Origin of the sequence: Sphingopyxis italica, assembly GCF_011926545.1 — a bacterium.
In the GTDB taxonomy this organism is placed as follows: Bacteria; Pseudomonadota; Alphaproteobacteria; order Sphingomonadales; family Sphingomonadaceae; genus Sphingopyxis; species Sphingopyxis italica.
In genome coordinates this window covers 1-23,243 of record NZ_JAATIT010000008.1, presented here as the reverse complement: position 1 = coordinate 23,243, position 23,243 = coordinate 1, and the positions used below count along the sequence as shown (strand labels likewise).

Annotated in this window: 22 protein-coding genes and 1 tRNA gene; 6 read left to right on the top strand and 17 right to left on the bottom strand. The window is 65.8% G+C overall.

Going from position 1 to position 23,243, the window contains the following annotated elements; translation table 11 throughout:
• Positions 1 to 12: 12 nt before the first annotated feature.
• The 3 genes from secF to yajC are packed head-to-tail and all read right to left on the bottom strand — an operon-like array spanning position 13 to position 3,007.
• The gene (gene secF, locus GGR90_RS19025) at positions 13 to 993 is read right to left on the bottom strand and encodes a protein translocase subunit SecF (RefSeq protein ID WP_167922988.1); all 981 of its coding nucleotides are present in this window, start codon (positions 991 to 993) and stop codon (positions 13 to 15) included.
• Positions 994 to 1,008: 15 nt separating this feature from the next.
• Entirely contained in the window at positions 1,009 to 2,622 is a 1,614-nt protein-coding gene (secD, locus tag GGR90_RS19020) for a protein translocase subunit SecD (RefSeq protein WP_167922987.1), read from the bottom strand.
• A 55-nt stretch (positions 2,623 to 2,677) separates the two neighbouring features.
• Positions 2,678 to 3,007 (bottom strand): preprotein translocase subunit YajC, encoded by a 330-nt coding sequence (gene yajC, locus GGR90_RS19015; protein ID WP_052182143.1) that lies wholly within the window; start codon positions 3,005 to 3,007, stop codon positions 2,678 to 2,680.
• A 255-nt stretch (positions 3,008 to 3,262) separates the two neighbouring features.
• Between yajC and GGR90_RS19010 the strand changes: the two genes are divergently transcribed.
• A tRNA-Pro gene (locus tag GGR90_RS19010) sits at positions 3,263 to 3,339 on the top strand.
• A gap of 131 nt (positions 3,340 to 3,470) precedes the next feature.
• A complete protein-coding gene (locus GGR90_RS19005) occupies positions 3,471 to 4,244 on the top strand; it encodes a TSUP family transporter (protein ID WP_167922986.1) in 774 nt (257 codons plus the stop codon).
• Here GGR90_RS19005 and GGR90_RS19000 read toward each other — a convergent pair.
• Together GGR90_RS19000 and GGR90_RS18995 are read right to left on the bottom strand one after the other, a co-directional pair.
• A complete protein-coding gene (locus GGR90_RS19000; protein ID WP_167922985.1) occupies positions 4,241 to 4,570 on the bottom strand; it encodes an EF-hand domain-containing protein in 330 nt (109 codons plus the stop codon). The two genes, GGR90_RS19005 and GGR90_RS19000, sit on opposite strands and share 4 nt — an antisense overlap.
• Before the next feature lie 90 nt (positions 4,571 to 4,660).
• Positions 4,661 to 5,638, bottom strand: a complete 978-nt coding sequence (locus tag GGR90_RS18995) for an NADPH:quinone oxidoreductase family protein (protein ID WP_167922984.1) — start codon at positions 5,636 to 5,638, stop codon at positions 4,661 to 4,663.
• A 71-nt stretch (positions 5,639 to 5,709) separates the two neighbouring features.
• Here GGR90_RS18995 and GGR90_RS18990 point away from each other — a divergent pair, with 71 nt between their 5' ends.
• Together GGR90_RS18990 and GGR90_RS18985 are read left to right on the top strand one after the other, a co-directional pair.
• A complete protein-coding gene (locus GGR90_RS18990) occupies positions 5,710 to 6,279 on the top strand; it encodes a glycoside hydrolase family 108 protein (protein ID WP_167922983.1) in 570 nt (189 codons plus the stop codon).
• A 64-nt stretch (positions 6,280 to 6,343) separates the two neighbouring features.
• Complete coding sequence (locus tag GGR90_RS18985) at positions 6,344 to 6,757, top strand: holin family protein (RefSeq protein WP_167922982.1); 414 nt, start codon at positions 6,344 to 6,346, stop codon at positions 6,755 to 6,757.
• 115 nt (positions 6,758 to 6,872) lie between these two features.
• Here the strand turns inward: GGR90_RS18985 and GGR90_RS18980 are convergent, their stop codons facing one another.
• From GGR90_RS18980 to dapA, 12 genes are all read right to left on the bottom strand, one after another.
• A complete protein-coding gene (locus GGR90_RS18980) occupies positions 6,873 to 7,349 on the bottom strand; it encodes an SRPBCC family protein (RefSeq protein WP_209023888.1) in 477 nt (158 codons plus the stop codon).
• A 10-nt stretch (positions 7,350 to 7,359) separates the two neighbouring features.
• Entirely contained in the window at positions 7,360 to 10,005 is a 2,646-nt protein-coding gene (gene alaS, locus GGR90_RS18975; protein ID WP_167922981.1) for an alanine--tRNA ligase, read from the bottom strand.
• Positions 10,006 to 10,077: 72 nt separating this feature from the next.
• Positions 10,078 to 10,671 carry a hypothetical protein gene (locus GGR90_RS18970; RefSeq protein WP_167922980.1) on the bottom strand — a complete coding sequence of 198 codons (594 nt, stop codon included), beginning with the start codon at positions 10,669 to 10,671 and terminating at the stop codon, positions 10,078 to 10,080.
• Positions 10,661 to 11,311: a glutathione S-transferase family protein gene (locus GGR90_RS18965; RefSeq protein WP_167922979.1), complete on the bottom strand. Its 651-nt coding sequence runs from the start codon at positions 11,309 to 11,311 to the stop codon at positions 10,661 to 10,663. Before GGR90_RS18965 ends, GGR90_RS18970 begins: the two co-directional genes overlap by 11 nt.
• Before the next feature lie 15 nt (positions 11,312 to 11,326).
• Complete coding sequence (speB, locus tag GGR90_RS18960) at positions 11,327 to 12,154, bottom strand: agmatinase (RefSeq protein ID WP_167922978.1); 828 nt, start codon at positions 12,152 to 12,154, stop codon at positions 11,327 to 11,329.
• A 147-nt stretch (positions 12,155 to 12,301) separates the two neighbouring features.
• The gene (gene recA, locus GGR90_RS18955; RefSeq protein WP_167922977.1) at positions 12,302 to 13,381 is read right to left on the bottom strand and encodes a recombinase RecA; all 1,080 of its coding nucleotides are present in this window, start codon (positions 13,379 to 13,381) and stop codon (positions 12,302 to 12,304) included.
• Positions 13,382 to 13,494: 113 nt separating this feature from the next.
• A complete protein-coding gene (locus tag GGR90_RS18950; protein WP_167922976.1) occupies positions 13,495 to 13,845 on the bottom strand; it encodes a response regulator in 351 nt (116 codons plus the stop codon).
• On the bottom strand, positions 13,835 to 16,186 hold the full coding sequence (locus tag GGR90_RS18945; RefSeq protein ID WP_167922994.1) for a hybrid sensor histidine kinase/response regulator: 2,352 nt from the start codon (positions 16,184 to 16,186) through the stop codon (positions 13,835 to 13,837). The genes GGR90_RS18950 and GGR90_RS18945 overlap by 11 nt, the downstream gene beginning before the upstream one ends.
• Positions 16,187 to 16,308: 122 nt before the next feature.
• Entirely contained in the window at positions 16,309 to 18,333 is a 2,025-nt protein-coding gene (locus tag GGR90_RS18940) for a M13 family metallopeptidase (protein ID WP_245198835.1), read from the bottom strand.
• 128 nt (positions 18,334 to 18,461) lie between these two features.
• Entirely contained in the window at positions 18,462 to 19,091 is a 630-nt protein-coding gene (locus GGR90_RS18935; RefSeq protein WP_167922974.1) for a DUF2062 domain-containing protein, read from the bottom strand.
• Complete coding sequence (smpB, locus tag GGR90_RS18930) at positions 19,088 to 19,573, bottom strand: SsrA-binding protein SmpB (RefSeq protein ID WP_167922973.1); 486 nt, start codon at positions 19,571 to 19,573, stop codon at positions 19,088 to 19,090. The genes GGR90_RS18935 and smpB overlap by 4 nt, the downstream gene beginning before the upstream one ends.
• A 6-nt stretch (positions 19,574 to 19,579) precedes the next feature.
• Positions 19,580 to 20,455: a 4-hydroxy-tetrahydrodipicolinate synthase gene (dapA, locus tag GGR90_RS18925; RefSeq protein WP_167922972.1), complete on the bottom strand. Its 876-nt coding sequence runs from the start codon at positions 20,453 to 20,455 to the stop codon at positions 19,580 to 19,582.
• A gap of 100 nt (positions 20,456 to 20,555) precedes the next feature.
• On the opposite strand from dapA, the gene GGR90_RS18920 reads away from it, so the two are divergent.
• Entirely contained in the window at positions 20,556 to 22,586 is a 2,031-nt protein-coding gene (locus tag GGR90_RS18920) for a lytic transglycosylase domain-containing protein (RefSeq protein ID WP_167922971.1), read from the top strand.
• Between the two features lie 7 nt (positions 22,587 to 22,593).
• On the top strand, positions 22,594 to 23,082 hold the full coding sequence (gene greB, locus GGR90_RS18915; protein WP_167922970.1) for a transcription elongation factor GreB: 489 nt from the start codon (positions 22,594 to 22,596) through the stop codon (positions 23,080 to 23,082).
• Positions 23,083 to 23,243 lie beyond the last annotated feature (161 nt).

The following is a 23,243-nucleotide window of genomic DNA, read 5'->3' as shown; positions in this document are numbered from 1 at the left end:
AATTGAAGGCCCTCACACGACCGCGCCGTCGTCCTTGCGTTCGATCCGTTCGCCGCCTTCCATGCCCGACGTCGTGCGCGGCACGAAACTGTCCGGGCCGACCTTCAACCATACCAGAACCGGCGTCGACATCAGCACGGACGAATAGCCGCCGATGAACACGCCGAACAGCATCGCCGCGGTAAAGCCGAAAATCACGTCGGGGCCGAGGATCAGCAGCATGCCGAGCGCCAGCACCATCGCCACGGTCGTCATCACCGTGCGCGACAGCGTCTCGTTGATGCTGAGATTGAGCAGCGGAACGATGTCCATCTTGCGATATTTTTTCAGATTCTCGCGAATACGGTCGTACACGACGATCGTATCGTTGAGCGAATAGCCGACGATCGTCAGCAGGGCCGCGACGCTGTTGAGGTCGAACTGCATCTGCGTCACGGCGAACAGGCCGAAGGTCAGCGAAACCTCATGGAACAGGCGGCCGAGCGCACCGACGCCGAACTGCCATTCGAAGCGTATCCAGATATAAATGGAAATGCCGAGGATCGCGAGACCCAGGCTGATGGCGCCGGTTCGTAACAGCTCCTCGGACACCTTGCCCGAGACGGTTTCGACCGAGCCCGTCTTCGCGGTCGGAAACGCCGCATTGATGCCCGCCACGAGCTGCTGCCCCGCGCGTTCGGCCGCCGCCTTGTCGCCATCGGGCAGCGCGGTGCGGATCGAAACCGCCTTGTCCGATCCGAACTGCTGGATCGTCGCTTCGCCCAGACCGATGTCGCCGACCTTTTCGCGGATTTCGTCGATCGGCGGCATGGTCTGCGTGAATTCGACGCGGACCGACTGGCCGCCGACGAAATCGACGCCGAGGTTCAATCCCTTCACCGCGACCAGCGCAATCGACACCGCCACGAGGAAAAAGCTCATGAACGAGGCGAGCTTTCGCCAGCGCAGAAAGTCGATATTGGTGTTGTCGGGGACGAGTTTCAGCAAGCGCATGGTTTCGCTCCCTTCTTAAATATTAATCGACGTCGGACGCTTGGTCCGCAGCCAATGGGCGACGAACATGCGCGTGACGGTGACGGCGGTGAAGACGCTGGTCACGATGCCGATGGTCAGCACCACGGCAAAGCCCTTGATCGGGCCCGAGCCGAACCAGAACATCAGCGACGCCGCGATGACGTTGGTCACGTTCGCGTCGAAAATCGCGCGGCTCGCCTCGGAATAACCCAGTTCGATCGCCTGGAACGTCTTTCGCCCGCGTTGAAGCTCTTCGCGTATTCGCTCGTTGATCAGAACGTTCGCATCGACCGCCGCGCCGATCGTCAGCACGAAACCCGCGATACCCGGCAGGGTCAGCGTCGCGTTGAACGCCGCCATGATCGCGATGATCAGGAAGACGTTGAAGATGAGGCCGATACAGGCATAGACCCCGAACCGGCCATAAACGACGAGCATCAGCACGAGCACCGAAACCGTGGCGACGATGCCCGCGATCGCGCCCTTGCGGATCGAATCGGCGCCGAGTTCGGGGGTCACCGTCCGTTCCTCGACGACGGTCATCTTCACCGGCAGCGCGCCCGAGCGCAGCGAGATCGCCAGCGCATTGGCGCTCGCGACGCTGAAGCTGCCCGAAATCTGCGCGCTGCCGCCCAAAATCGGTTCGTTGATCGACGGCGCCGACAGCACCTTGCCATCGAGCACCATCGCGAATCTTTTGCCGACATTCTGCGCGGTCACCTTGGCAAAGGTGCTCGATCCGCCCGAATCAAAGCGGATCGAGACGACCGGCTGATTGCTCTGCGGGTCATAGCTTTGCTGCGCGTTGATCAGCTGTTCGCCGCTGATCATCACCTGGCGGCGCAGCACTTCGAACGGTGCGCCGCTGCCTTCGCCCTCGGCATAGGGGACGATTTCGCTGCCCACCGGCACGCGGCCGGCCGCGGCTTCGGCCGGGTCGGCATTGGTGTCGACCATCCGGAATTCGAGGCGCGCGGTCTTGCCGATCAGCGCTTTCAGTTCCGCCGGATTCTCAAGCCCCGGGACCTGCACGACGACGCGGTCATTGCCCTCGCGGATGATCGTCGGCTCGCGCGTGCCGAGTTCGTTGACGCGCTTGTCGATGATGTCGCGCGCGGTATCCATCGCGTTCGCCACCGCCTGCGCCTGCCCCGCGTTGGTCGGCGTCAGCACGATGCGCGTCATGTCGACGACATCGATGTTCCAGTCGCGCTGCCCGGTCAGCCCGGCGCCCTGCGTCTCGCTGAACAGCCGCTCGCGCGCTTCGTCGAGCTGCGCCTGGTCGCGGACGAGGAAGCTGATCTTGCCGCCAGTGTTCGACAGCTCGCCGATCGCGATGTCGTCGTCGGGGCCGCTGTCGCCGCGCATCGCGGTGCGCACCGTCTTTTCCATATTGGTGAGCTGCGTCTTGCGCAGATCGGCAATGTCGGCCTCGAGCAAGAGGTGGCTGCCACCGGCGAGGTCGAGGCCCAGATTGACCTTCGCCTGCAGGATCGACGGCAAGCTGTCCCGCGTTTTTTCGGGCAAGAAGCTGGGAATGGAAAAGAGAATGCCGAGCAGCAGGATGATGCTGATGCCGATGGTCTTCCAGCGCGGGAAATCGAGCATGGTCTAGAAATCCGATAGCAAGAGCGGAGGCCGAGGGAGAGCCGGCCCCGCCGCGTCAGTCGTTGGCGGGCTTGCCACCGGGCTGCAGAACGTCGGCGAGGGTCGATTTGACGACCTTGATCTTGACGCCCTGTGCGATTTCGACATCGACGAAATCATCGTCGACGCGCGTGATCTTGCCGACGATGCCGCCGCCGGTCACCACCTGATCGCGCGGCTTCACCGCCGCAACCTTGGCGCGATGTTCCTTCGCGCGCACCTGCTGCGGGCGGATCAGGAAGAACCAGAACACCGCGAAGATCAGCAGATAGGGGACCAGCATCAGGAAACCGGCGGCCCCGCCGCCCGATCCGGCCGCCTGGGTCAGAAGCAATTGCGTCGACATGGTTGAAGAACTTTCGTTACAGGCAGCGCCCGATCCCCTCCGGAGCGAGCGCGCGAATATGGCGCGGCGCCTATCATGCAGGGGTCGTGCGCGCAACCGGTCGTGCGCGCCCCTCCCCCGTGGCAAGCGCGCCCGAAATGGGGTCCATGGCGGCAAGATCAAGCCCGCGGCATCGATCGGACCGAAAAGCCGCCATCGCTGCTTGCATCCCCCGCCAAGGCGCGCTAGGGGCCTCGCCTGCCCAATCGGGCCGGTCGGGACGTAGCGCAGCCTGGTAGCGCATCACACTGGGGGTGTGGGGGTCGGAGGTTCGAATCCTCTCGTCCCGACCAATTTTACCGGACACATCGACAGCTTGCTGACGGCATGGATTCGCCACCGGCGCTGGCGCGACCTTCCTCTATCAAGCAATCCGGATCGCCGCCGCTTGAGCATTGCGATGCGGCACACTACGAGCGCCCGCATGGAATTCGCACCCGAAATCTTCGCCTTCCTGATCGCCGTCGCCTTTGTCGCGGGGACGATCGACGCGATGGCGGGCGGCGGCGGCCTTCTCACTATTCCGGCGCTGATGGCCGCGGGCGTGCCGCCCGTTTCGGCGCTCGCGACGAACAAGCTGCAAAGCACGATCGGCACCGGATCGGCCTTTCTGACCTTCTGGCGCGCCGGGCATGTCGACCTCCGCCGCTTCGCCTGGCCCGCGGCGGGCGCCTTCGCCGGCTCGGTGCTCGGCGCGACGGCGGTCCAATATGTCGGCTCGGACTTTCTCGCCGCCTTCGTGCCCATCCTCCTGATCGCGATGGGACTCTATTTCCTGCTCGCACCGCCGATGAGCAGCGTCGATCGCCACGCCCGCGCCGGTCCGCTTGGGCTCACCCTCATCGTCGCCGCGCTCGGCTTCTACGACGGCTTCTTCGGTCCCGGCACCGGGTCGTTCCTGACGCTGACGCTCGTCGCGCTCGGCGGGCTCGGGCTGGTCCGCGCGATCGGCAACACAAAATTCCTCAACCTCGCGACCAATATCGCGGGGCTGCTCGCGATGATCGTCGGCGGCCATGTCCTGTGGCTGCTCGGCCTGTCGATGGCCGCGGCTAACGTGGCGGGCAATCAGCTCGGCGCGCGGCTCGCGATCCGGTTCGGCGGTCGCGGGGTGCGGCCGTTGCTCGTCGTCATGTCCTTTGCGCTGACCGCAAAGCTGCTCGCCGACCCCGCCAACCCGCTCTGGGATCTGTTTTAGGGCTCGCCCTCGCCTTCGCCCCCCGACGGCGGCGCGGCGCCCTTCTTGCGGGTGGCTTGCATTTCGGCCTTGTCGACCGCGCCATCGCCATTGGCATCGGCGCGCTTGATGAAGGCGTCGATCTTTTCCGGGCTCTTCAGCGAGGCATCGCCGCGCCGTTCGGCCCGCATCTCCATCATCCTGGTGATCTCGGCCTTGTCGAGCTTGCCGTCGCCATTGGCGTCCATCCGCTCGAACATCCGTCCGCCGCCCTGCGGCGGCTGTGCGGCGGCGAGCGCCGGCAGCACCAGGCCGAGCGAGGCGACAATCAAAATGGCTCTCTTCACGTCATATCCTCTTCACATGGCGAATTCGCCGGGCACCCCGGCGCGGACATGACGGCACGATGTCGCAAAATTATCTCATCGGACAAGGCGTCACGGCCGCAGCACGACCTTCCCCACCGCCTCGCGCCGCTCGAGCATCGCAAAGCCTTCGCGCCAGTCGGCAAGGTCGAGCGCGGCATGGACGTGCGGCCGGATCTTCCCTTCGTTCGCCAGCGCGTCGATCGCCGCGACATTTTCGGCGCCGCGCTCGGGAAAGCGCCGCCCATATTCGCCCGCGCGCACCCCAACGACCGAGAAGCCCTTGATCAGCGGCATGTTCACCGACACCTCGGGAATGCGGCCCGAGGCAAAGCCGACGACAAGCAGGCGTCCCCCGAAAGCGATGCAGCGCGTCGATTCGTCGAAGACATCGCCGCCGACCGGATCGAAGATCACAGCGGCGCCCTTGCCCTCCGTCAGCGCCTTTACTCCGTCACGAAAGCCCGGCTCCGCCGCAATCACCGCATCGGGCGCATAGAGCCGCGCGATCGCCTCGCGCTTTTCGGCGCTGCTCGCCGCCGCGATCACCCTTGCCCCCAGCGCTTTCGCGAGATCGACCGTCGCCAGCCCGACGCCCCCCGCCGCACCGTGAACGAGCAGCCACTCGCCCGGCTCGATCCGCGCACAGCGGACGAGCGCGACATAGGCGGTCAGATAGGCGACCGGATAGGCGGCGGCCTCCTCCCAGCTCAAACCGCCGGGTTTCGCACGCAAAGCGCCGGCGGGAACGACCGCATATTCGGCCATCGCGCCAAAGCGATTGCCGCCGACGACCGCGTCGCCCGCGTTCCAGTCGGCCACCCCCTTGCCCACCGCATCGACCTCGCCGGCGAATTCCAGCCCCGAGACGAAAGGGAGTTCGGGTTTCAACTGATAGCCGCCCGACGTCATCAAAAGGTCGGGAAAATTCACCCCCGCCGCGCGCACCCGCACGCGGACTTCGCCGGGTCCGGGGGCGGGAATCGGCAGATCGGCCAGCCCCGCCCCGCCATGACCGGGGAGCAATTCGCGCACCTGCAATGCCCGCATGGAGAAAAGCCTTTCCTACAATATCCCAATATGGTTCGTTCTTCCCGTTCAACAAACCACAGGAGCGAATCATGCCAAGACCCGACCCGATCGCCAGCGACGCCGACGCGTTGATCGACGCCGTCATCGACCGCGAAGGCCGATATGTAAACCACCCCGCCGATCGCGGCGGCGCGACCTGCTGGGGAATCACCGAAGCCGTCGCGCGGGCAGAGGGTTATGCGGGCGCGATGCGCGATCTGCCGCGCGCCGACGCCGCGTCGATCTATCGCCGCCTTTATTGGCTGCGCCCCGGTTTCGACCGGGTCGCGCTGCGGGCTTCCAAAATCGCCGCCGAACTCTTCGACACCGGAGTCAATATGGGCACCGGCACCGCGGTTGGCTTTCTCCAGCGCGCGCTCAATGCGCTCAACCGCGCCGCGCGCGACTATCCCGACATCGCGGTCGACCGCGAGATCGGCCCGCGCACGCTGTCGGCGCTCGACGGCTTTCTTAAAGCCCGCGGCAAAGGCGGCGAAACCGTCCTCCTCCGCGCGATGGAGGCGCTGCAGGGGGAACGCTACGTCGCGCTCGCCGAACGCCGCCCGAGCCAGGAAGCCTTCCTCTACGGCTGGCTCGCGAACCGCATCGGCGAAGCCTGACGGGTATCATTATACCGGGACGTATCGTGAACTTTGACAACTTCCAGCAAAAGGACTTGCAACTATGAGCATCATCGAAGGCCTGATCGGCCCCATCGCCAAGCTGATCGACAAGATCATTCCCGACCCCGAAGCGCGCGACCGCGCCAAGCTCGAACTGCTGAAACTCGAAGGCAGTCAGGAGATGGAAGCGATCCGCACGCGGATGGGCGCGATCGTCGCCGAGGCGAACAGCGCCGACCCGTGGACCAGCCGCGCACGCCCCAGCTTCCTCTATGTCATGTATGCGCTCTTGCTCTGGGCGATCCCGATGGGCCTGATCGCCGCCGCGCGGCCCGAGATGGCGAAAGGCATCGCCGAGGGCATGAACGCCTATCTCGCGGGCATCCCCGAACCGCTCTACGCGCTCTTCGGGACGGGCTATCTGGGATATACCGCCGCAAGGGCATGGGGGAAGGCGAAGGGGGTGGAGGGCTGAAATCCACCAGCAATTCCGTTCGTGCCGAGCGAAGTCGAGACACCCCTCGGAGTAATGCCACGGCGATGGGCATCTCGACTTCGCTCGATGCGAACGGCCTTTTTCCGGTTTGGCTTCAGCCTTCCACCACCGCCGCCAGATTCGCCAGCGAGCTATTCAACCCCGCCTCATGGTCCTTCGCCGAAATCCCCGGCGGCACGTGATGCGCGTCGATCGTGACCAGCGTGCCGCCGCCCTGCCGCGACAGATACCAGTGCATCGCCATCGTCCCCGAAAAGCGCGGGTCGTCGGACTCGAATTCGACCTGCCACACCACCAGCCGCCCGTCATCGAGTGTCGGAATATAGACTTCGACGACATCGCTATCGTCGTCGCTCTTGGTCTCGACATCGGGGTCGTCAAAGGTCAGCCGCATCAAAAAGCCGCCGCCCGCGCGCAGGTCGACATGCTCGAACGTCCCCGTCGCCCCCTCGGGCGGCAACCATCGCGCGAGCTTCGCGGCGCTCGTGAAGGCCGCGAACACGTCGACCAGCGGCGCCGCGATCAGCCGTTCGGCATGATCGGTGCGCCGCGTCTTTTTAGTGGGTTTCAAACTACCAGCTTCAGGCGAGCGCGGCTTTGACCGCCGCGACGGCATCGTTCGCCGCGCCGCCATCGGGGCCGCCGCCCTGCGCCATGTCGGGCCGCCCGCCCCCGCCCTGCCCGCCGAGCGCCGCGACCGCGGCCTTGACCAGATCGACCGCGCTGTGGCTGCCGGTCTTGTCGTCGGTGACGCCGACCGCGACCGACGCGCGCCCGTCGTTGACCGCGACGAGCATCGCGACGCCGCTGCCGACCTGCTTCTTCAGCCCGTCGACCGTCCCGCGCAATTCCTTGGGGTCGAGCCCGTCGACCACCTGCGCCAGGAACGCCACATCGCCGACCTGCTCGACCGCCGGCCCCGCCGCGGCACCGCCACCGCCGCCCATCGCAAGGGCCTTCTTCGCATCGGCCAGCTCGCGCTCGGCCTTCTTGAGCTGTTCGGCAAGCGCCGCAACGCGCGCCGGTACATCGTCGGGCGAGGTCTTGAGCGCCGCCGCCGCGGCCTTCAACGCTTCGTCGCGGCCGTTCAGCCACTGGCGCGCCGCCTCGCCGGTCAGCGCCTCGATCCGGCGCACGCCCGAAGAAACCGCGCTTTCGCCGACGATCTTGAACAGCGCGATGTCGCCGAGCGCGCGAACATGCGTCCCGCCGCAAAGCTCGACCGAATAATGATGATCGTCGCCCTGCCCCATGCTGAGCACGCGCACTTCGTCGCCATATTTCTCACCGAACAGCGCCAGCGCACCCGCCGCGACGGCATCGTCGGGCGTCATCAGCCGCGTCGACACGGCTTCGTTGCCGCGAATCTGCGCGTTCACATCCGCCTCGACCTGCGCGATCTCCTCGCCGGTCAGCGCCTTGGGATGCGAGAAGTCGAAACGGAAGCGATCCTCGGCAACGAGGCTGCCCTTCTGCGTCACATGTCCGCCGAGCCGATTGCGCAGCGCCGCGTGGAGCAGGTGCGTCGCGCTGTGATTGGCGCGAATGCGGTCGCGGCGTTCGGCGTCGACGCTGAGCTGCACCGTGTCGCCCACCTTCAGCGCCCCCGCCTCCAGCTTCGCCTGATGCGTGTGCAGGCGGCCGAGCGGCTTGCCGGTGTCGCTGACGGTGGCTTTCGCGCCTTCCAGCGTCGCGATCGTCCCCGCGTCGCCCATCTGACCGCCGCTTTCGCCATAGAAAGGCGTCTGGTTGGTCAGCACGATCACCGCGTCGCCCGCCTTGGCTTCGCCCACCGGCTTGCCGTCCTTGACCAGCCCGATGACGGTCGCTTCGCCCGCGGTCGAGCTATAGCCGGTGAACTCGGTGCTGCCGTTGGTTTCGGCAAGGTCGAACCAGATTTCGTCCGAAGCCTTTTCGCCGCTGCCCTTCCATGCCGCGCGCGCCGCCGCCTTCTGCTGCGCCATCGCCGCGTCGAAGCCCGCGCGTTCGACCGAAATATCGGCGGTGCGCAGCGCATCTTCGGTCAAATCATAGGGAAAGCCGTATGTGTCATAGAGCTTGAACGCGACCTCGCCCGGCAACGTGTCTCCCTTGCCCAAGCCAACGGTCGCTTCGTCGAGCAGACGCAGACCATTCTGCAGCGTCTGGCGGAATTTGGTCTCCTCACGCTCCAGCGTCTCGGCGATCAGCGGCTGCGCGCGGATCAGCTCGGGATAGGCGGCGCCCATCTCGGCGGTCAGCGACGGCAGCAGCCGGTGCATCAGCGGGTCCTTCGCCCCCAGCAGATGCGCATGCCGCATCGCGCGGCGCATGATCCGGCGCAGCACATAGCCGCGCCCCTCGTTCGACGGCAGCACGCCGTCGGCGACGAGGAAGCTCGATGCACGCAGATGATCGGCGATCACGCGGTGGCTGGCCTGCGTCGCGCCCTCGGCCGGCACGCCGGTCAGGTCGACCGACGCCGCGATCAGCGCCTGGAACGTATCGGTATCATAATTGTCGTGGACGCCCTGCATCACCGCCGCGACGCGTTCCAACCCCATGCCGGTGTCGATGCTCGGTCGCGGCAGGTCGGTTCGCTCGCCGCCCGGTTGCTGCTCATATTGCATGAACACCAAATTCCAGATTTCGACGAAGCGGTCGCCATCCTCCTCCGGCGATCCCGGCGGACCGCCCCGGATATGGTCGCCATGATCATAGAAGATTTCGCTGCACGGCCCGCACGGCCCCGTGTCGCCCATCGACCAGAAATTGTCGCTCGTCGCGATGCGGATGATCCGCTCTTCGGGCAGGCCCGCGATCTTTTTCCACAGGTCGAACGCCTCGTCGTCGGTGTGAAAGACGGTGGCGGTCAGTCTCTCGGGCGCCAGCCCCCACGTCTTGGTGATCAGCGTCCACGCATGGTGGATCGCCTGCTCCTTGAAATAGTCGCCGAAGGAGAAATTCCCCAGCATTTCAAAGAAAGTATGGTGGCGCGCGGTATAGCCGACATTGTCGAGATCATTATGCTTGCCGCCCGCGCGCACGCACTTCTGCGCCGACACCGCGGTGCTGTAGGGGCGCTTCTCCAGACCCGTGAAGACATTCTTGAACGGCACCATCCCCGCGTTGACGAACATCAGCGTCGGATCGTTATACGGCACCAGCGGCGCCGATGGCTCGATATGGTGTCCCGTTCCCCCGAAATAGTCGAGGAAGGAGCGGCGAATGTCGTTGGTCGATATCATGCGCGCGAATTAGGCATTTTGCGGCGATGCGACAAGGTGATTAGTGTCGATCGTCGCGATCGGCGCAATCCGTCAGAGCGCGGTGGCGATTCCCTTGCCCAGATAGCAGGGCAGCTGATGCAGCACATCGGCCTTCGGCACCCCCTCCTCGATCAGGTCGGGCGGCACTTCGGACGTGTCGGTGCGCACCACGGTCCAGCCGGCGTCCGGCTGCGCGCGATGAACGACGACATAGCCGCAATCCATCGTCCCGTCCTTGCGGTCGCCGCGGAAATCGAAGGCGGCATAGAGTCCCGCCGGCTGTCCCGCGGGATCGAGATACCAGCTGAGGCGCAGCGGGCGGATTTGTCCGTCGGCCCACAGGGTTTCCCGCTTGCGCTGATTCATTTCCCATTCGAGCCGCGGGTTCGATGCCTGGAACGACAGCCGCAGCATCGCATAGGCCGCCGCGAAATCGCGCCTTTCGAGCGCGAGCGTATATTGGGCAAACCGATCGAACGCGCCCTCCTCATCCCCCGGCGAGGGCTGGAACGCAGCGCCTTCGGGGGCGACGACGTCGCGCTCGACCTCGGGCGCGAGCGTCGGCGGCGCGGCGAAGGCGGCCGGAATTCCGACAACCAAAGCCGCCCCGGCGAGGAACGCGCGGCCCCCGAAATCAATAGCCATAATAGGCGCCGCCCTTTTCGCGCGCGCGCTGCCACGCGGGGCGGACATGACAGGCGTTAACGAAGGCCGCGAGCTTCGGATAGCGCGGCGCCATACCCTGCATGATCGCGATTTCCGCAGGGAAGCTCAGCATGATGTCGGCGGCCGAGAGTTCGTCGCCGATAAAATGGCCATTCTCGCCGACGCGGCTTTCCATATAGGCGAAATGCGCGTCGAGTTGCTGCGCGATCCGCGGTTCCAGCGGGGCAGCCGCCTCGCCGAGCCGTGCGGTGTAGATGCGCAGCAGGATCGGCGTCATCGCGGAGCCTTCGGCGAAATGCAGCCATTCGAGATGGCTGATATGATCGTCGCTGCCGCGTTCGGGAACCAGATGCGCGCCCCCGTGCCGCTCGCACAGATATTCGGTGATCGCGCCCGATTCGATGATGACGCGCCCCCTTCCGCCGGAGGCGGAATCGCCCGACTCCTCGATCAGCGGCGACTTGCCGAGCGGATGCACCGCGAGCAGTTCGGGCGGCGCGAGATTGGTGACCGGATCGCGGTCGTAATATTTGACCTCATAGGCCGCGCCGATTTCTTCGAGCAACCACAGGATGCGCTGCGAACGGCTGTTGTTCAGATGGTGGACGATCAGGCTCATGGGCTTTCCTTTGGATCAGGGCCGATAGGGGCCGTTGCGGTCGATCAGCGCCGCGAGCTCGCGGACGAGTTTGGCGCCGACGATCGCCGTGACACCGCCAATGTCGCGGCCGGGATGCAGCTCGACGATGTCCGCCCCGACGATCGGCGCGGTCTGCTTGTGCAGCACCGCGAGCAGTTCGCGAACCGTCAGCCCGCCGGGCTCGGGATGCGCGACGCCGGGCGCCGCCGACGGGTCGAGGCCGTCGAGATCGATCGAGATATAGAGCGGGCCGTCGAGCACCGGGACGCGGTCGGGCGAAAAATCGGCCATCGGCACGATTTCAACGCCGAAGCGCGCCGCCTGTTCGCGGCAATGATGGGTGAGGGTGCGAATGCCGACCTGCACCAGCCGCTTCGCATGGCCCGCCTCGCAGATGCGCGCAAAGGGGGAGGCGTGGCTGCGCGGGTTGCCGGCAAAATCGTCATAGAGATCGGGGTGCGCGTCGAAATGGAGGATCGTCACCGGGCCGTGGCACGCCGCCGCGGCCTCGACGAGCGGGAAGGTGACCGCATGGTCGCCGCCGAGGGCGAGCGGAATGTCCCCATCCTCGCGCGCATAGGCGACATGACGGCGGATCGCCGCGTCGTCCTGCGCCGTGTCTTCGGTGAGCGGCAGGTCGCCGTCGTCGGTGAGGAGGATGTCGCTGCCAATCTCCGGGCCGATTCCGGGGCCGAGCTCGCTCGCCATATTGCCGCGGTCGCTCCACAGCGCCTCACGAATCGCGGCGGGGCCGGCGGCGGCGCCGCGTTCGAAGCTGCTGTTGATGTCGGTGGGGAGGCCGAAAAGACGGATCGCGGGCATGGCCCGCTTGTAGCCGCTGGCAAGGCCCGCGCAAGGATCAACGGCGGGCGGGCCGACCTGCGGGGAGAGGGGAGCGCAAGTCAAAGGGGCTGTGGCCCGCCGCCGTCGGCCGGCCGGTTCGAGCAAGGCGAACCGGCCGGAAGGCTATCAATTGTCGTCGTCGCCCTCGTCGTCGGGGCCGGCCATCATTTCTTCGGCGACCGCTTCGGTGCGCCCGCGGATCGCGGCTTCGAGCCGCTCCATCAGCTCGGGATTGTCCTTGAGGAACGTTTTCGAATTTTCGCGGCCCTGCCCGATGCGGATCGAATCATAGCTGAACCAAGCGCCCGATTTCTCGACGATCCCGGCCTTGACGCCCAGATCGAGGATTTCGCCGATCTTCGAAATGCCCTGCCCGTACATGATGTCGAATTCGACCTGCTTGAACGGCGGTGCGACCTTGTTCTTCACCACTTTCACGCGGGTGGTGTTGCCGACGATCTCGTCGCCATTCTTGATCTGGCCGGTCCGGCGGATGTCGAGGCGGACCGAAGCGTAGAATTTGAGCGCGTTGCCGCCGGTCGTGGTTTCGGGGTTGCCGTACATCACGCCGATTTTCATGCGCAGCTGGTTGATGAAGATCACCATGCAGCGCGAGCGACTGATCGAGCCGGTGAGCTTGCGCAGCGACTGCGACATCAAACGCGCTTGAAGCCCCACATGGCTGTCGCCCATTTCGCCCTCGATTTCGGCGCGCGGGACGAGCGCGGCGACCGAGTCGACGACGAGCACGTCGATCGCGTTCGACCGGACGAGCGTATCGACGATTTCGAGCGCCTGTTCGCCGGTGTCGGGCTGCGACACGATCAGTTCGTCGATATTGACGCCGAGCTTGCGGGCATAGACCGGGTCGAGCGCATGTTCGGCGTCGACGAAGGCGACGGTGCCGCCGGTCTTCTGCGCTTCGGCGAGCGTGTGCAGCGCGAGCGTCGTCTTGCCCGAGCTTTCGGGGCCGTAGATTTCGATGACGCGGCCGCGCGGCAGCCCGCCAACACCGAGCGCGATGTCGAGCCCGAGCGAACCGGTCGAGATCGCCTCGACCTGCATCGCTTCCTTCGAGCCCAATTTCATCACCGAGCCCTTGCCGAACGCGCGATCGATCTGCGCGAGCGCGGCGTCGAGCGCCTTCTGCCTGTCCGTGTTGTTCACTGATTTCCCCGATTCGACGAGTGACAATTGTCCGGCCATTTGCCGTCCTTTCCAGCTCTAGAGCGACAGCGGAAGCATCGCAACGCCCGAACCATGTGCCACATTTGTTCTCATGGAACAAGAGGGGAACAAAATAATTGTCTCCGTTGTTATTACACCCCGAACTCCTCCAGCGCCGCTTCGATGTCGCTGATCCGGAACGGCTTGGTGATCAGCTTGCGGTGCGCATGCGCGGGCGGAATGACGTCACCGCCGCCCGAGGTGAAGGCGAAGGGAATATTTTTGGCGGCAAGTGCGTCGGCGACCGGCCAGCCCTTTTCGTCGCCAAGGTTGATGTCGACGAGCGCCCCGGCGAGCGGTTCGGCGGCGATGAGCGCCAACGCTTCCTCGTTGCTTGTCGCCTGCGCCGGTTCGGGCAGGTCGAGCGCGTCGAACATGTCGGCGAGCATCATGCCGATCAGCACATCGTCCTCGACGAGCAGGATGCGCTGGTTACTGGCCATCCGGCACCCGATGCGCCGCGTCGTCGAGCGTCGCCGAAACCGCCTCGGCAAGCTGCGCGACCGAGAAGGGCTTGGGCAGGAAGGCGACATCGTCGATGTCGATCGACTGGCGCAGCTGTTCCTCGGCATAGCCCGACATGAACAGGACCGGCAGGTCGGGACGCTTGGCGCGCATCGCGCGCACCATGGCCGGGCCGTCCATCGTCGGCATCACGACGTCGCTGATGATCAAATCGACCTTCTCCATCTGCGCAAAGCGTTCGAGTCCCTCTTCGCCCTGCGAAGCGGTGACGACGCTATAACCCGCGCGGGTGAGCGCGCGTTCCGCGACGGCGCGCACCATATCCTCATCCTCGACGAGCAGGATGGTGCCGGTGCCCCACTGACTCTTCTTCGGCTTGGCCGGCGGCTGCGGCGCGGCGGGCGCATCGCCGTCGGCGCGGTGAACGGGCAGATAGATGGAAAAGCTCGTCCCCTGCCCCGGCTTGCTGTCGGCAAAGATGAAGCCCGCCGACTGCTTGATGATCCCGTAGACGGTCGAAAGCCCGAGCCCCGTTCCCTTGCCGACGTCCTTGGTCGTGAAGAAGGGTTCGAAAATCTTGGGCAACACGTCGGCCGGAATACCGGTGCCGGTGTCGCTGACCTTGAGCGCGCAATAATCGGCGGGCGGCATGAATTCATTGCCCATCTGCCGCACGTCGGCGGCCGACACCGGGAAGGTTTCCATGGTCAGCGTCCCGCCGCCCGGCATCGCGTCGCGCGCATTGACCGCGAGGTTGATGATCACCTGTTCGAGCTGGCCCGGATCCGCGCGCACCGCGCCGAGACCGCGACCGTGATGCACCGACAGTTGCACCGTCTCGCCGATCAGCCGCTTCAAAAGATGCGACACTTCCGAAATCACGTCGGGCAGCTGCAATATCTGCGGGCGCAAGGTTTGTTGGCGCGAGAAAGCGAGCAATTGCCGCGTCAGGCTGGCGGCACGATTGGCGTTGCTGCGGATCTGCTGGATGTCGTCATAATCGCTGTCGCCCGGCGTGTGGCGCATCAGCATCAGGTCGCACGCGCCGAGCACCGCGGTGAGGATATTGTTGAAATCATGCGCGACGCCGCCCGCGAGCTGGCCGACCGCCTGCATCTTCGACGCCTGCGCGACCTGGCGCTTGAGGCGCGATTCCTCGCTCGAATCCTTGAGGCTCAAGAGCACTGCGGCTTCGCCGAGCCCGCGCACGCCGACGACGCGCATCGACACCGGATCGCCGCTCTGCCCCGCAAGGCGAATCGACAGGTCGCCGCCGACCTGCTGCCCGCTGCTGTGGCGGCGGATCATGTCGGCGAGCGGTCCCTTGTCCTCACCCACGACGATGTCGCCGGGATAGCGCGGCATCTTGCCTTCGGGCAGGCTCGCGGCGCGCACGAAGGCGCGGTTCATGTAGAGGAAGCGCCCGTCGCGATCGACCATCGCGAGCCCGAAGGGCAGCAGCGACAACAGGGTTTCGACATAGGTCTGCGCGGTGCCGCGATCGGTCGGCCCCATTTCCTCGTCGAGCAGCGCGAGCAGCATCGGCGTGTTGCTATCGGCGGGCGCGAGCGGGATCTGGATCAGGCGCACCGGGGTCGCGCGATCACCCTCGCGCGCGAAATAGAGCGCGCCGGCATCGTCGAGCCGGATCATCGGCGCGACGTCGCGGCCGGCATAATGAACCGCGTCGCCCTCGCCCAGCGCGCGAAGCAGGAACGCCTGATTGGCGACGCGCAGCCGTCCTTCGGAACTGACGAGCGCCGCCATCACTCCGGCGTGACCGAGCGTGCGGCCCGCGGGACCATCGAGGTGACGGACGATTTCGGCGACGAGATCGAGCCGTTCGAGCGCCGAAAAGCGCCAGACCAGATAGTCCTCCGACTGCCCCGCGCGCATCACCTGCGCGCGCAGTTGCAGCGGGCCGATCGCGATATCGTCGGCGTGTCCCTCGCCATCGCGCCACGCGATGCGGCCGGCATTTTTCAATTCCTCGGCGCCGCGCCCTTCGAGCGGTAGGCCCGGCGGCGTCACGAAGCCATTGAACCAGGTTCCGAACAGGTCGTTCGCGCAGACCATCCGCCCCCCGCGATCGGTGACCGCGATCGCGACATCGTCGTGATTGACCGCCTGACGCAGCATCGTCCAGTCGGGTGCGGCCGCTTCGCCGGACACCGCCGCGGGAAAGAGCCGGCGCACGAGCAGAACGCCGGCGGCGGCAACCGCGAGCCCCGCGACGAAGCCGGCCGCCAATATCGCGCTGCCGGTCGCCCAGAAGAGCAAGGCCGCCGAAAGCAGCACCAGTCCGCCGAGGAGCCCCATGTCGAGCTGCGACAGGCTCGCCGAGGGCGCCAGCGGCCCGGCGGGGCCCGCCCCCCTGATGACATCACCATCAGCGGAGGGCAGGCTTTGCACGGTCAACGGCTGTCTTTCTTAGTGGCGCATCACCAGATGCGGACGCGGTCCTTGGGTGCCAGATAGAGCTTCTGACCCTGCTTGATCTGATAGGCCTTATACCAAGGGTCAAGATTGCGCGAGACCCAAGTCCGCTGGATCGAGGGCGAATGCGGATCGGTCGTGATCCGCTGCGACAGATTCTGTTCGCGATAGTTGCGGCGCCACACCTGTGCCCAGCCGAGGAAGAAGCGCTGATCGCCGGTCAGGCCGCCCAGCACCGGCGCTTCCTTGCCGCCGAGCGACTTCTTGTACGCGTCGTAGGCGATGGTCAGGCCGGCGAGGTCGCCGATATTCTCGCCGAGGGTGAAAGTGCCGTCGAGCTTTTCGCCCGGCAGGACTTCATAGGCATCATATTGCGCGATCAGCGCCTTGCCCGCGGCTTCGAACGCCGCGACGTCGGCCGGGGTCCACCAATCGGCAAGCTTGCCGGTCTCGTCATATTTCGCGCCCTGATCGTCGAAATGATGGCTGACCTCGTGGCCGATGACGGCGCCGATGCCGCCATAGTTGATCGCGTCGTCGGCGTGCGGATCGAAAAAGGGCGGCTGGAGGATCGCGGCGGGGAAGACGATCTCGTTCATGCCAAAATTGGCGTAGGCGTTGACCGTCATCGGGGTCATCCCCCACTCCCAGCGGCGGATCGGGCCGCCGAGGCGGCTGATATTGTCGTCGTGCGCGAACTGGTTCGAACGCAGCGCATTGCCGAACAAATCGTCGGCCTTGATCTCGAGCTTGCTATAATCCTTCCAGCGGTCGGGATAGCCGATCTTGGTCGTGAAATTGGCGAGCTTCTTCTTCGCCTTGACCTTCGTCTCGGGCTGCATCCACGTCAGGTTGGTGATGCGCGTGTCGAGCGCGGCGAGCACATTCTTGACGAGCACATCCATCGCCGCCTTGGTTTCGGGCGGGAAATATTTCGCGACATAATCCTTGCCGACGGCCTCGCCCATGTTGCCGGTGGTGAAATCGACCGCGCGTTTCCAGCGTTCCTGCATCTGCGGGGTGCCCGACAGCGCGGTGCCGTAGAAGGAGAAGGCCTCCTCTGCGACCGCATCGGGCAGCACGTCCGAGAAGCCGTCGAGGCTGCGCACGATCAGCATGTCGCGGATCACCCCGATCGGCGCGGCGGCGAGCAGCTTCGCCTCGCCGGTGAAGGCGCTGGGCTGCGACACCAGCAGCGAATCCTCGTTGACGCCGATGCCGCGGATGAAGGCCTGCCAGTCGAAGCCGGGCGCCGCGGCGGCCAGTTCGGCGATCGTCATCTTGTTATAGACCTTGGTCGCGTCGCTGCTGTCATTCTTGTCCCAGTGGACCGTCGCGACCTGCTTTTCGAAGTCGTAGATCGCCTTGGCGCGCGCCGCGGCATCCTGTTCGCCCGCGAGCGTCAGGACGTTTTCGAGATGCGTCAGATAAGCGGCCTGCAGCTTGGCGTTCCGCTCATTCTCCTTCAGGTAGAAATCGCGGTCGGGCATGCCGATACCGCCCTGGAACATCGTGTAGATGTAAACCTCGGGATTCTTGTCGTCCTGCCCGACATAGCCGCCGAAGAAATGCTGGACGCCGCTGCGGTCGGCTTCGGCGAGCAGCTTGGCGAGGCCGGCCTTGTCGACGGCGCGGATCTTGTTCAGCCAGGGCTCGATCGGCGCGAGGCCCTTCGCTTCGATCGCGGCCGAGTCGAGATAGGAGGCATAGGCGCGGCCGATCATGCTGTTCGGATCGCCCTTTGCGACGTCGAGAATTTCGCGTGTGCGCGTCTGCGACAGGTCGGCGAGCGCGGTAAACATGCCATAGTTCGACTTGTCGGCCGGGATCTCGGTATTCTTCGCCCAGGTCCCGTTGGCATAGGCATAGAAATCGTCGCCCGGCTGAACGCTCTTGTCCATGCCCGAAAGGTCGAAGCCGAAGGTGCCGATCTCGGGCTGAGCGTCGGTTTGCGCGGCGGGAGCGGCCTGCTCCTGTGCGGTGGCGGGAACGGCGGCAAGCGCCAGCGCGCCAAGCGCGGCGGTCGCCATAAGGCGCGAAGAGATATTCAAGCGAGTCATGATATTCCCCGGTTATCGATTTGAAGCGAAAATCCGCGCCGTGAAAACAGACCGCGGATCAGCGATGCAACCGCTATACGCCCGGTTTTCGGGGGGGTTCAACCGGCGGCCGTGTCGCTCGTCGATGCCTCATGTCGTTGGTCGCGTGCGCGCGCCAGCTTGCGCCGCCAGCGGAGGCGAATCCAATTGTCCCAGAACAGCGTGGCGATCACATAGCCGATCGCCGCCGAGACGACCGAGATGACGAGCAGCCCCGCGAGCATCGCGGGCGCGGCGTCCGAAAAGACCCAGTGCAGCCACTCGCCCGCCGACGCGCCATGCTCGACCATCGCCGAAAAGGTCGCGCTGTTGGCGTGAAGCCCGAACAGCCAGTCGCCCAGCCACACCGAGGCGAGGATGATGAAGGGCGTCGTCACCGGGTTCGAGAGGAAGGTCATCGCCGCGCCGATCGGGATGTTGGCGCGGCACGGCAGCGCGAGCAGCGCGACGCCCAGTATCTGCACGCCCGGGATCAGGAAGAAGATGCCGACGAACAGCCCGAGCGCGGTGCCGCGCGGCACCGAGGTGCGCGTGAAGCGCCACAAATGGCTGTGCGCGACGCGGTGCGCGAAGGGCTTGATGAAGCGGCTTTCGAGCAGCTCCTCGCGCGTCGGCGAGTTGCGGCGGATCCAGTTCATCACCGCCGCTTTGTCCCGCCCCTTTGGGTCGCGCTGCTTACCCGCGCTCATCCGCGGTCCTTCATCAACCGCGCCTTGTCGCGCTTCCAGTCGCGTTCCTTGATCGACTCGCGCTTGTCGTGCGCCTTCTTGCCCTTGGCGAGCGCGAGTTCGACCTTGGCGCGGCCGCGGCTGTTGAAATAGACCGAGAGCGGCACGAGCGTCATGCCCTGCCGCATCACGCCCGCGTGCATCTTGTTGATCTCACGCCCGTTGAGCAGCAGCTTGCGCGGGCGCCGCGGTTCGTGATTATGCCGATTGCCATGACTGAATTCGGGGATGTTGCTGTTGATCAGCCACACCTCATTGCCCTTCACCTCGGCATAACTCTCCGCGATCGTTCCCTCGCCGAAGCGCAACGATTTGACTTCGGTGCCCTGCAACGCGATGCCCGCCTCGAACACCTGCTCGATCGCATAGTCGAAGCGCGCGCGCCGGTTCTCGGCGACGACCTTCTTCTTGTCGAATTCGGCGGCGGACTGCGGACGAGCCATTTATACCTACATCACTCCGGCCGCGGACAATGCGGCATCGACGGCGGCGCGCGATGTCTCGTCCGCCGGGATGATAGGTAGGCGCACTTCGGGCGAAAACCAGTCGTGAAGGCGCGACAGCGCATATTTGACCGGCCCGGGAGACGTGTCGGAGAACATCGCCTTGTGCAGATCGAACAGACGGTCGTGGAGCGCCAGCGCGCGCGCCCAGTCGCCCTCGGCAGCGGCGGCGGCGAAATCGGCGCAGAGGCGCGGCGCGACATTGGCGGTGACCGAAATGCAACCCACGCCGCCCATGACAGCGTGCGGGAGCCACAGGTCGTCGTTGCCCGAGAGCTGGCAGAAGTCCGCGCCCGCACCCGCACGGTGCATTGTGACGCGTACAAGGTCGCCGCTCGCATCCTTGATCGCGACGACGCTCGGGATTTCGGCGAGCCTGCACATCGTCTCGGCGCTGATGTCGGCGACGGTGCGGCCGGGGACGTTGTAGACGACGATCGGCAAGTCGCTCGCATCGGCAAGCGCCCGGAAATGCGCGACCATGCCGTCCTGGCTCGGCCGGTTGTAATAGGGGGCGACGACGAGTGCCGCACTCGCGCCGGCGGCCTGAGCATGGCGCATATGACGGATCGCGGTCGCGGTGTCGTTCGATCCGCAACCCGCGATCACGGGCACGCGCCCCGCCGCCGCCTGGATGCAGGTATCGATGACCTGATAATGTTCTTCGAAGCCGAGCGTCGGGCTCTCGCCGGTCGTCCCGCACGGCACCAGCGCGCTGGTGCCCTCTTTGATCTGCCAGTCCACGAGGCGCGCGAAGGCGGGCGCGTCGAACGCCCCGTCGCGGAATGGCGTCACCAAGGCGGGAATCGAACCCGAAAACATGTATCGCTCCTTTACAAGGACAGGCCCGGACCGATAGAATCCGGCCGGCGCGCCGCTATTGGACGTCTATTCAGCGCCCCGCAAGGAGTTTGCTATTACGATGGCCGGTATGATCTCGCTGTCCCGTATCTCCCGCCTCGCGCTCGCCGCGGCCCTTCTCGTCCCCTCTGCCGCTCATGCGAGCGAACTCACCCCAGAACAAATGGCCTGGTATCGCGCCCAGATGGGGCTCGCGTCGGTATCGGGGCCGCCGCCCTCGCCCAATTCGGTCGGCGATGCGGTGATGGAGTGGCGCCGCCTGACCGCGAATAGCGGCGCGTCGTTCGACCAGCTTTCGCGCTTCCTGATGGCGAACCGCGGCTGGCCCGATGCCGAAAAGCTGCGCACGCGTGCCGAAAAAGCGATCTCGCTCGACAGCTATGATCCCGCGCGTACCCTCGCCTATTTCCAGTCCTATCCGCCGCAGACCGCGAGCGGACAGCTTCGCTACGCGCTCGCGCTCAACGCCGCGGGGCGGCGCGAGGACGCCAATGCCGCCGTCCGCCGCGCGTGGACGAGCGGACCGCTCGACGATTATGAAACGAGCCGCGCGCTCAGCATGTTCCCCGGCGCGATCACCCCCGGCGACCATGACGCGCGCATGGACAAGCTGCTGTGGCTCGGCGCGACCGCGGCGGCGAGCCGCCAGCTCGCCTACACCTCGCCCGCCAAGCGCAGCATCTTCGCGGCGCGGCTCGCGATGCGCAGCGGCGCGGTCGACGCGGCGTTCCAGGCGTCGGCGGTCGAAAGCGCCAACCCGTCGCTGACGCGCACCGACCCCGGCTATATCACCGCCAAGGCGACCTGGCTGCGCGCCTCGGGCCGCGACGGCGAAGCGCGCGCGCTGCTTGCCGCGCCGCGGTCGCTGGCGAAGGCGCCGACCGACGCCGAGGAATGGCTCGAAACCTTGCTCACCAACGCGCGGCTCGCCGAGTCGGGCGGCGACAAGCTGACCGCCTATAATATCGCGCGCCAGCTCGACGACGCGCTGCCGCCCGGCACCGTCGTCCGCGAAACGCCGCTCGGCGTGCGCGACGATTATACCTCGCTTGCTTGGCTGGCGGGGCAGCTCGCGTTCAAGGATCTCGGCCGGCCCGCCGAGGCGGAAAAGCACTACCGCGCCTATGGCGAGGCGGCGCGCTCGGCGCAGACGCGCACCAAGGGCTTTTACTGGGCCGGCCGCGCGGCGCTGGCGGCGGGCGACCGCGCCGGCGCGAACGCGCATTTCACCGACGCCGCACAGCATTACGATCAATTCTACGGCCAATTGTCGCTCGAACGGCTGAACCGTCCGCAGCCCAAACCGACGCCCGACCCGACAATCGATGTCAGCAGCGGCGAGCGGCGCGCGTTCGAGGACGACCGGCTGGTGCGCGCCGCGCGCGCGCTCGGCGAGATCGGCGCGTGGCGCGAGCAATCGGCGTTCCTGCGCGCGCTGGCGCAGCAGGCCAGCTCGCCCGCCGACCATGTGCTCGCCGGCCAGCTCGCCAAGCAGATCGGGCGCCCCGACCTTGGCGTGATGATCGGCCGCAGCGCGCAGGCGAACAGCCTCGACGCGGTCGAGGTATCAGGTTTCCCGACCGTGCGCGTGCCATCGGGCCATGAAAACAACTGGACCTTCATCCACGCGATCACGCGGCAGGAAAGCCAGTTCGACCGCGCCGCGATCAGCCACGCCGGCGCGCGCGGGATGATGCAGTTGATGCCGGCAACGGCGAACGAGGTCGCGGGCAAACTCGGACTATCTTATAACCGCGACCTGCTGACCACCGACACCAATTACAATATGACGCTGGGATCGACTTATTTTCAGCAGATGCTGCGCTATTACGGCGGCAGCTATCCGCTCGCGGTCGCGGCCTATAACGCCGGGCCGGGCAATGTGAACAAATGGCTGCGCGCCAACGGCGACCCGCGCACCGGTTCGATCCCGATGCTCGACTGGATCGAGGCGATCCCGATTTTCGAGACGAAGAATTATGTCCAGCGCGTGCTCGAAAATGCCGTCGTCTATGACACGCTGCGCGACGGCGGCGCGGCGCGGGCGCAGGCCCCGCTGAGCTTCTACCTCGGCAAGCGCACGCCGGGGTAAGCGCCGCATGGCGGGGGACAAGACGAACATCATCAGCCCGGCGGGCTATGCCGCGCTGCGCGCCGAATATAACGCCCTGCTAGGCGGTGAGCGGCCGAAGCTGGTCGAGGTGATCAGCTGGGCCGCGGGCAATGGCGACCGCAGCGAGAATGGCGACTATATTTATGGCCGCAAGCGGCTGCGCGAGATCGACCGGCGCCTGGGCTTCCTCGCCCGACGCATGAAGGCGGCGCGCGTCGTCGATCCCGCCGAGCAACCCGACAAGAGCCGCATCTGGTTCGGCGCGACGGTCGAGCTGGCCGATGACGACGATGCGCGGCGCGTGGTCACGCTGGTCGGCGATGATGAAGCCGAGGCCGGCGAAGGCCGGATCGGCTGGAACAGCCCCCTCGCCCGCGCGCTGCGCGGCGCCGCGGTGGGTGACCTCAGGACCGTGCAGCTTCCCGCCGGACCGAAAGAATGGGAAGTGATGGCGGTCGATTATCCGGCAAAGTGATCTTCGGTCGGCCTTTGGGTCCGCTGAAACTTTCCCGGACAGATTTGACCACGGACTGACCACTAACGACCGATTGCCGACATCCCAACAACCTGCCAACCTCGACTCAATGTAAAATTGGAGTGTGTGACCGATGATTGGTTCAATTATAGTGGCCGCAG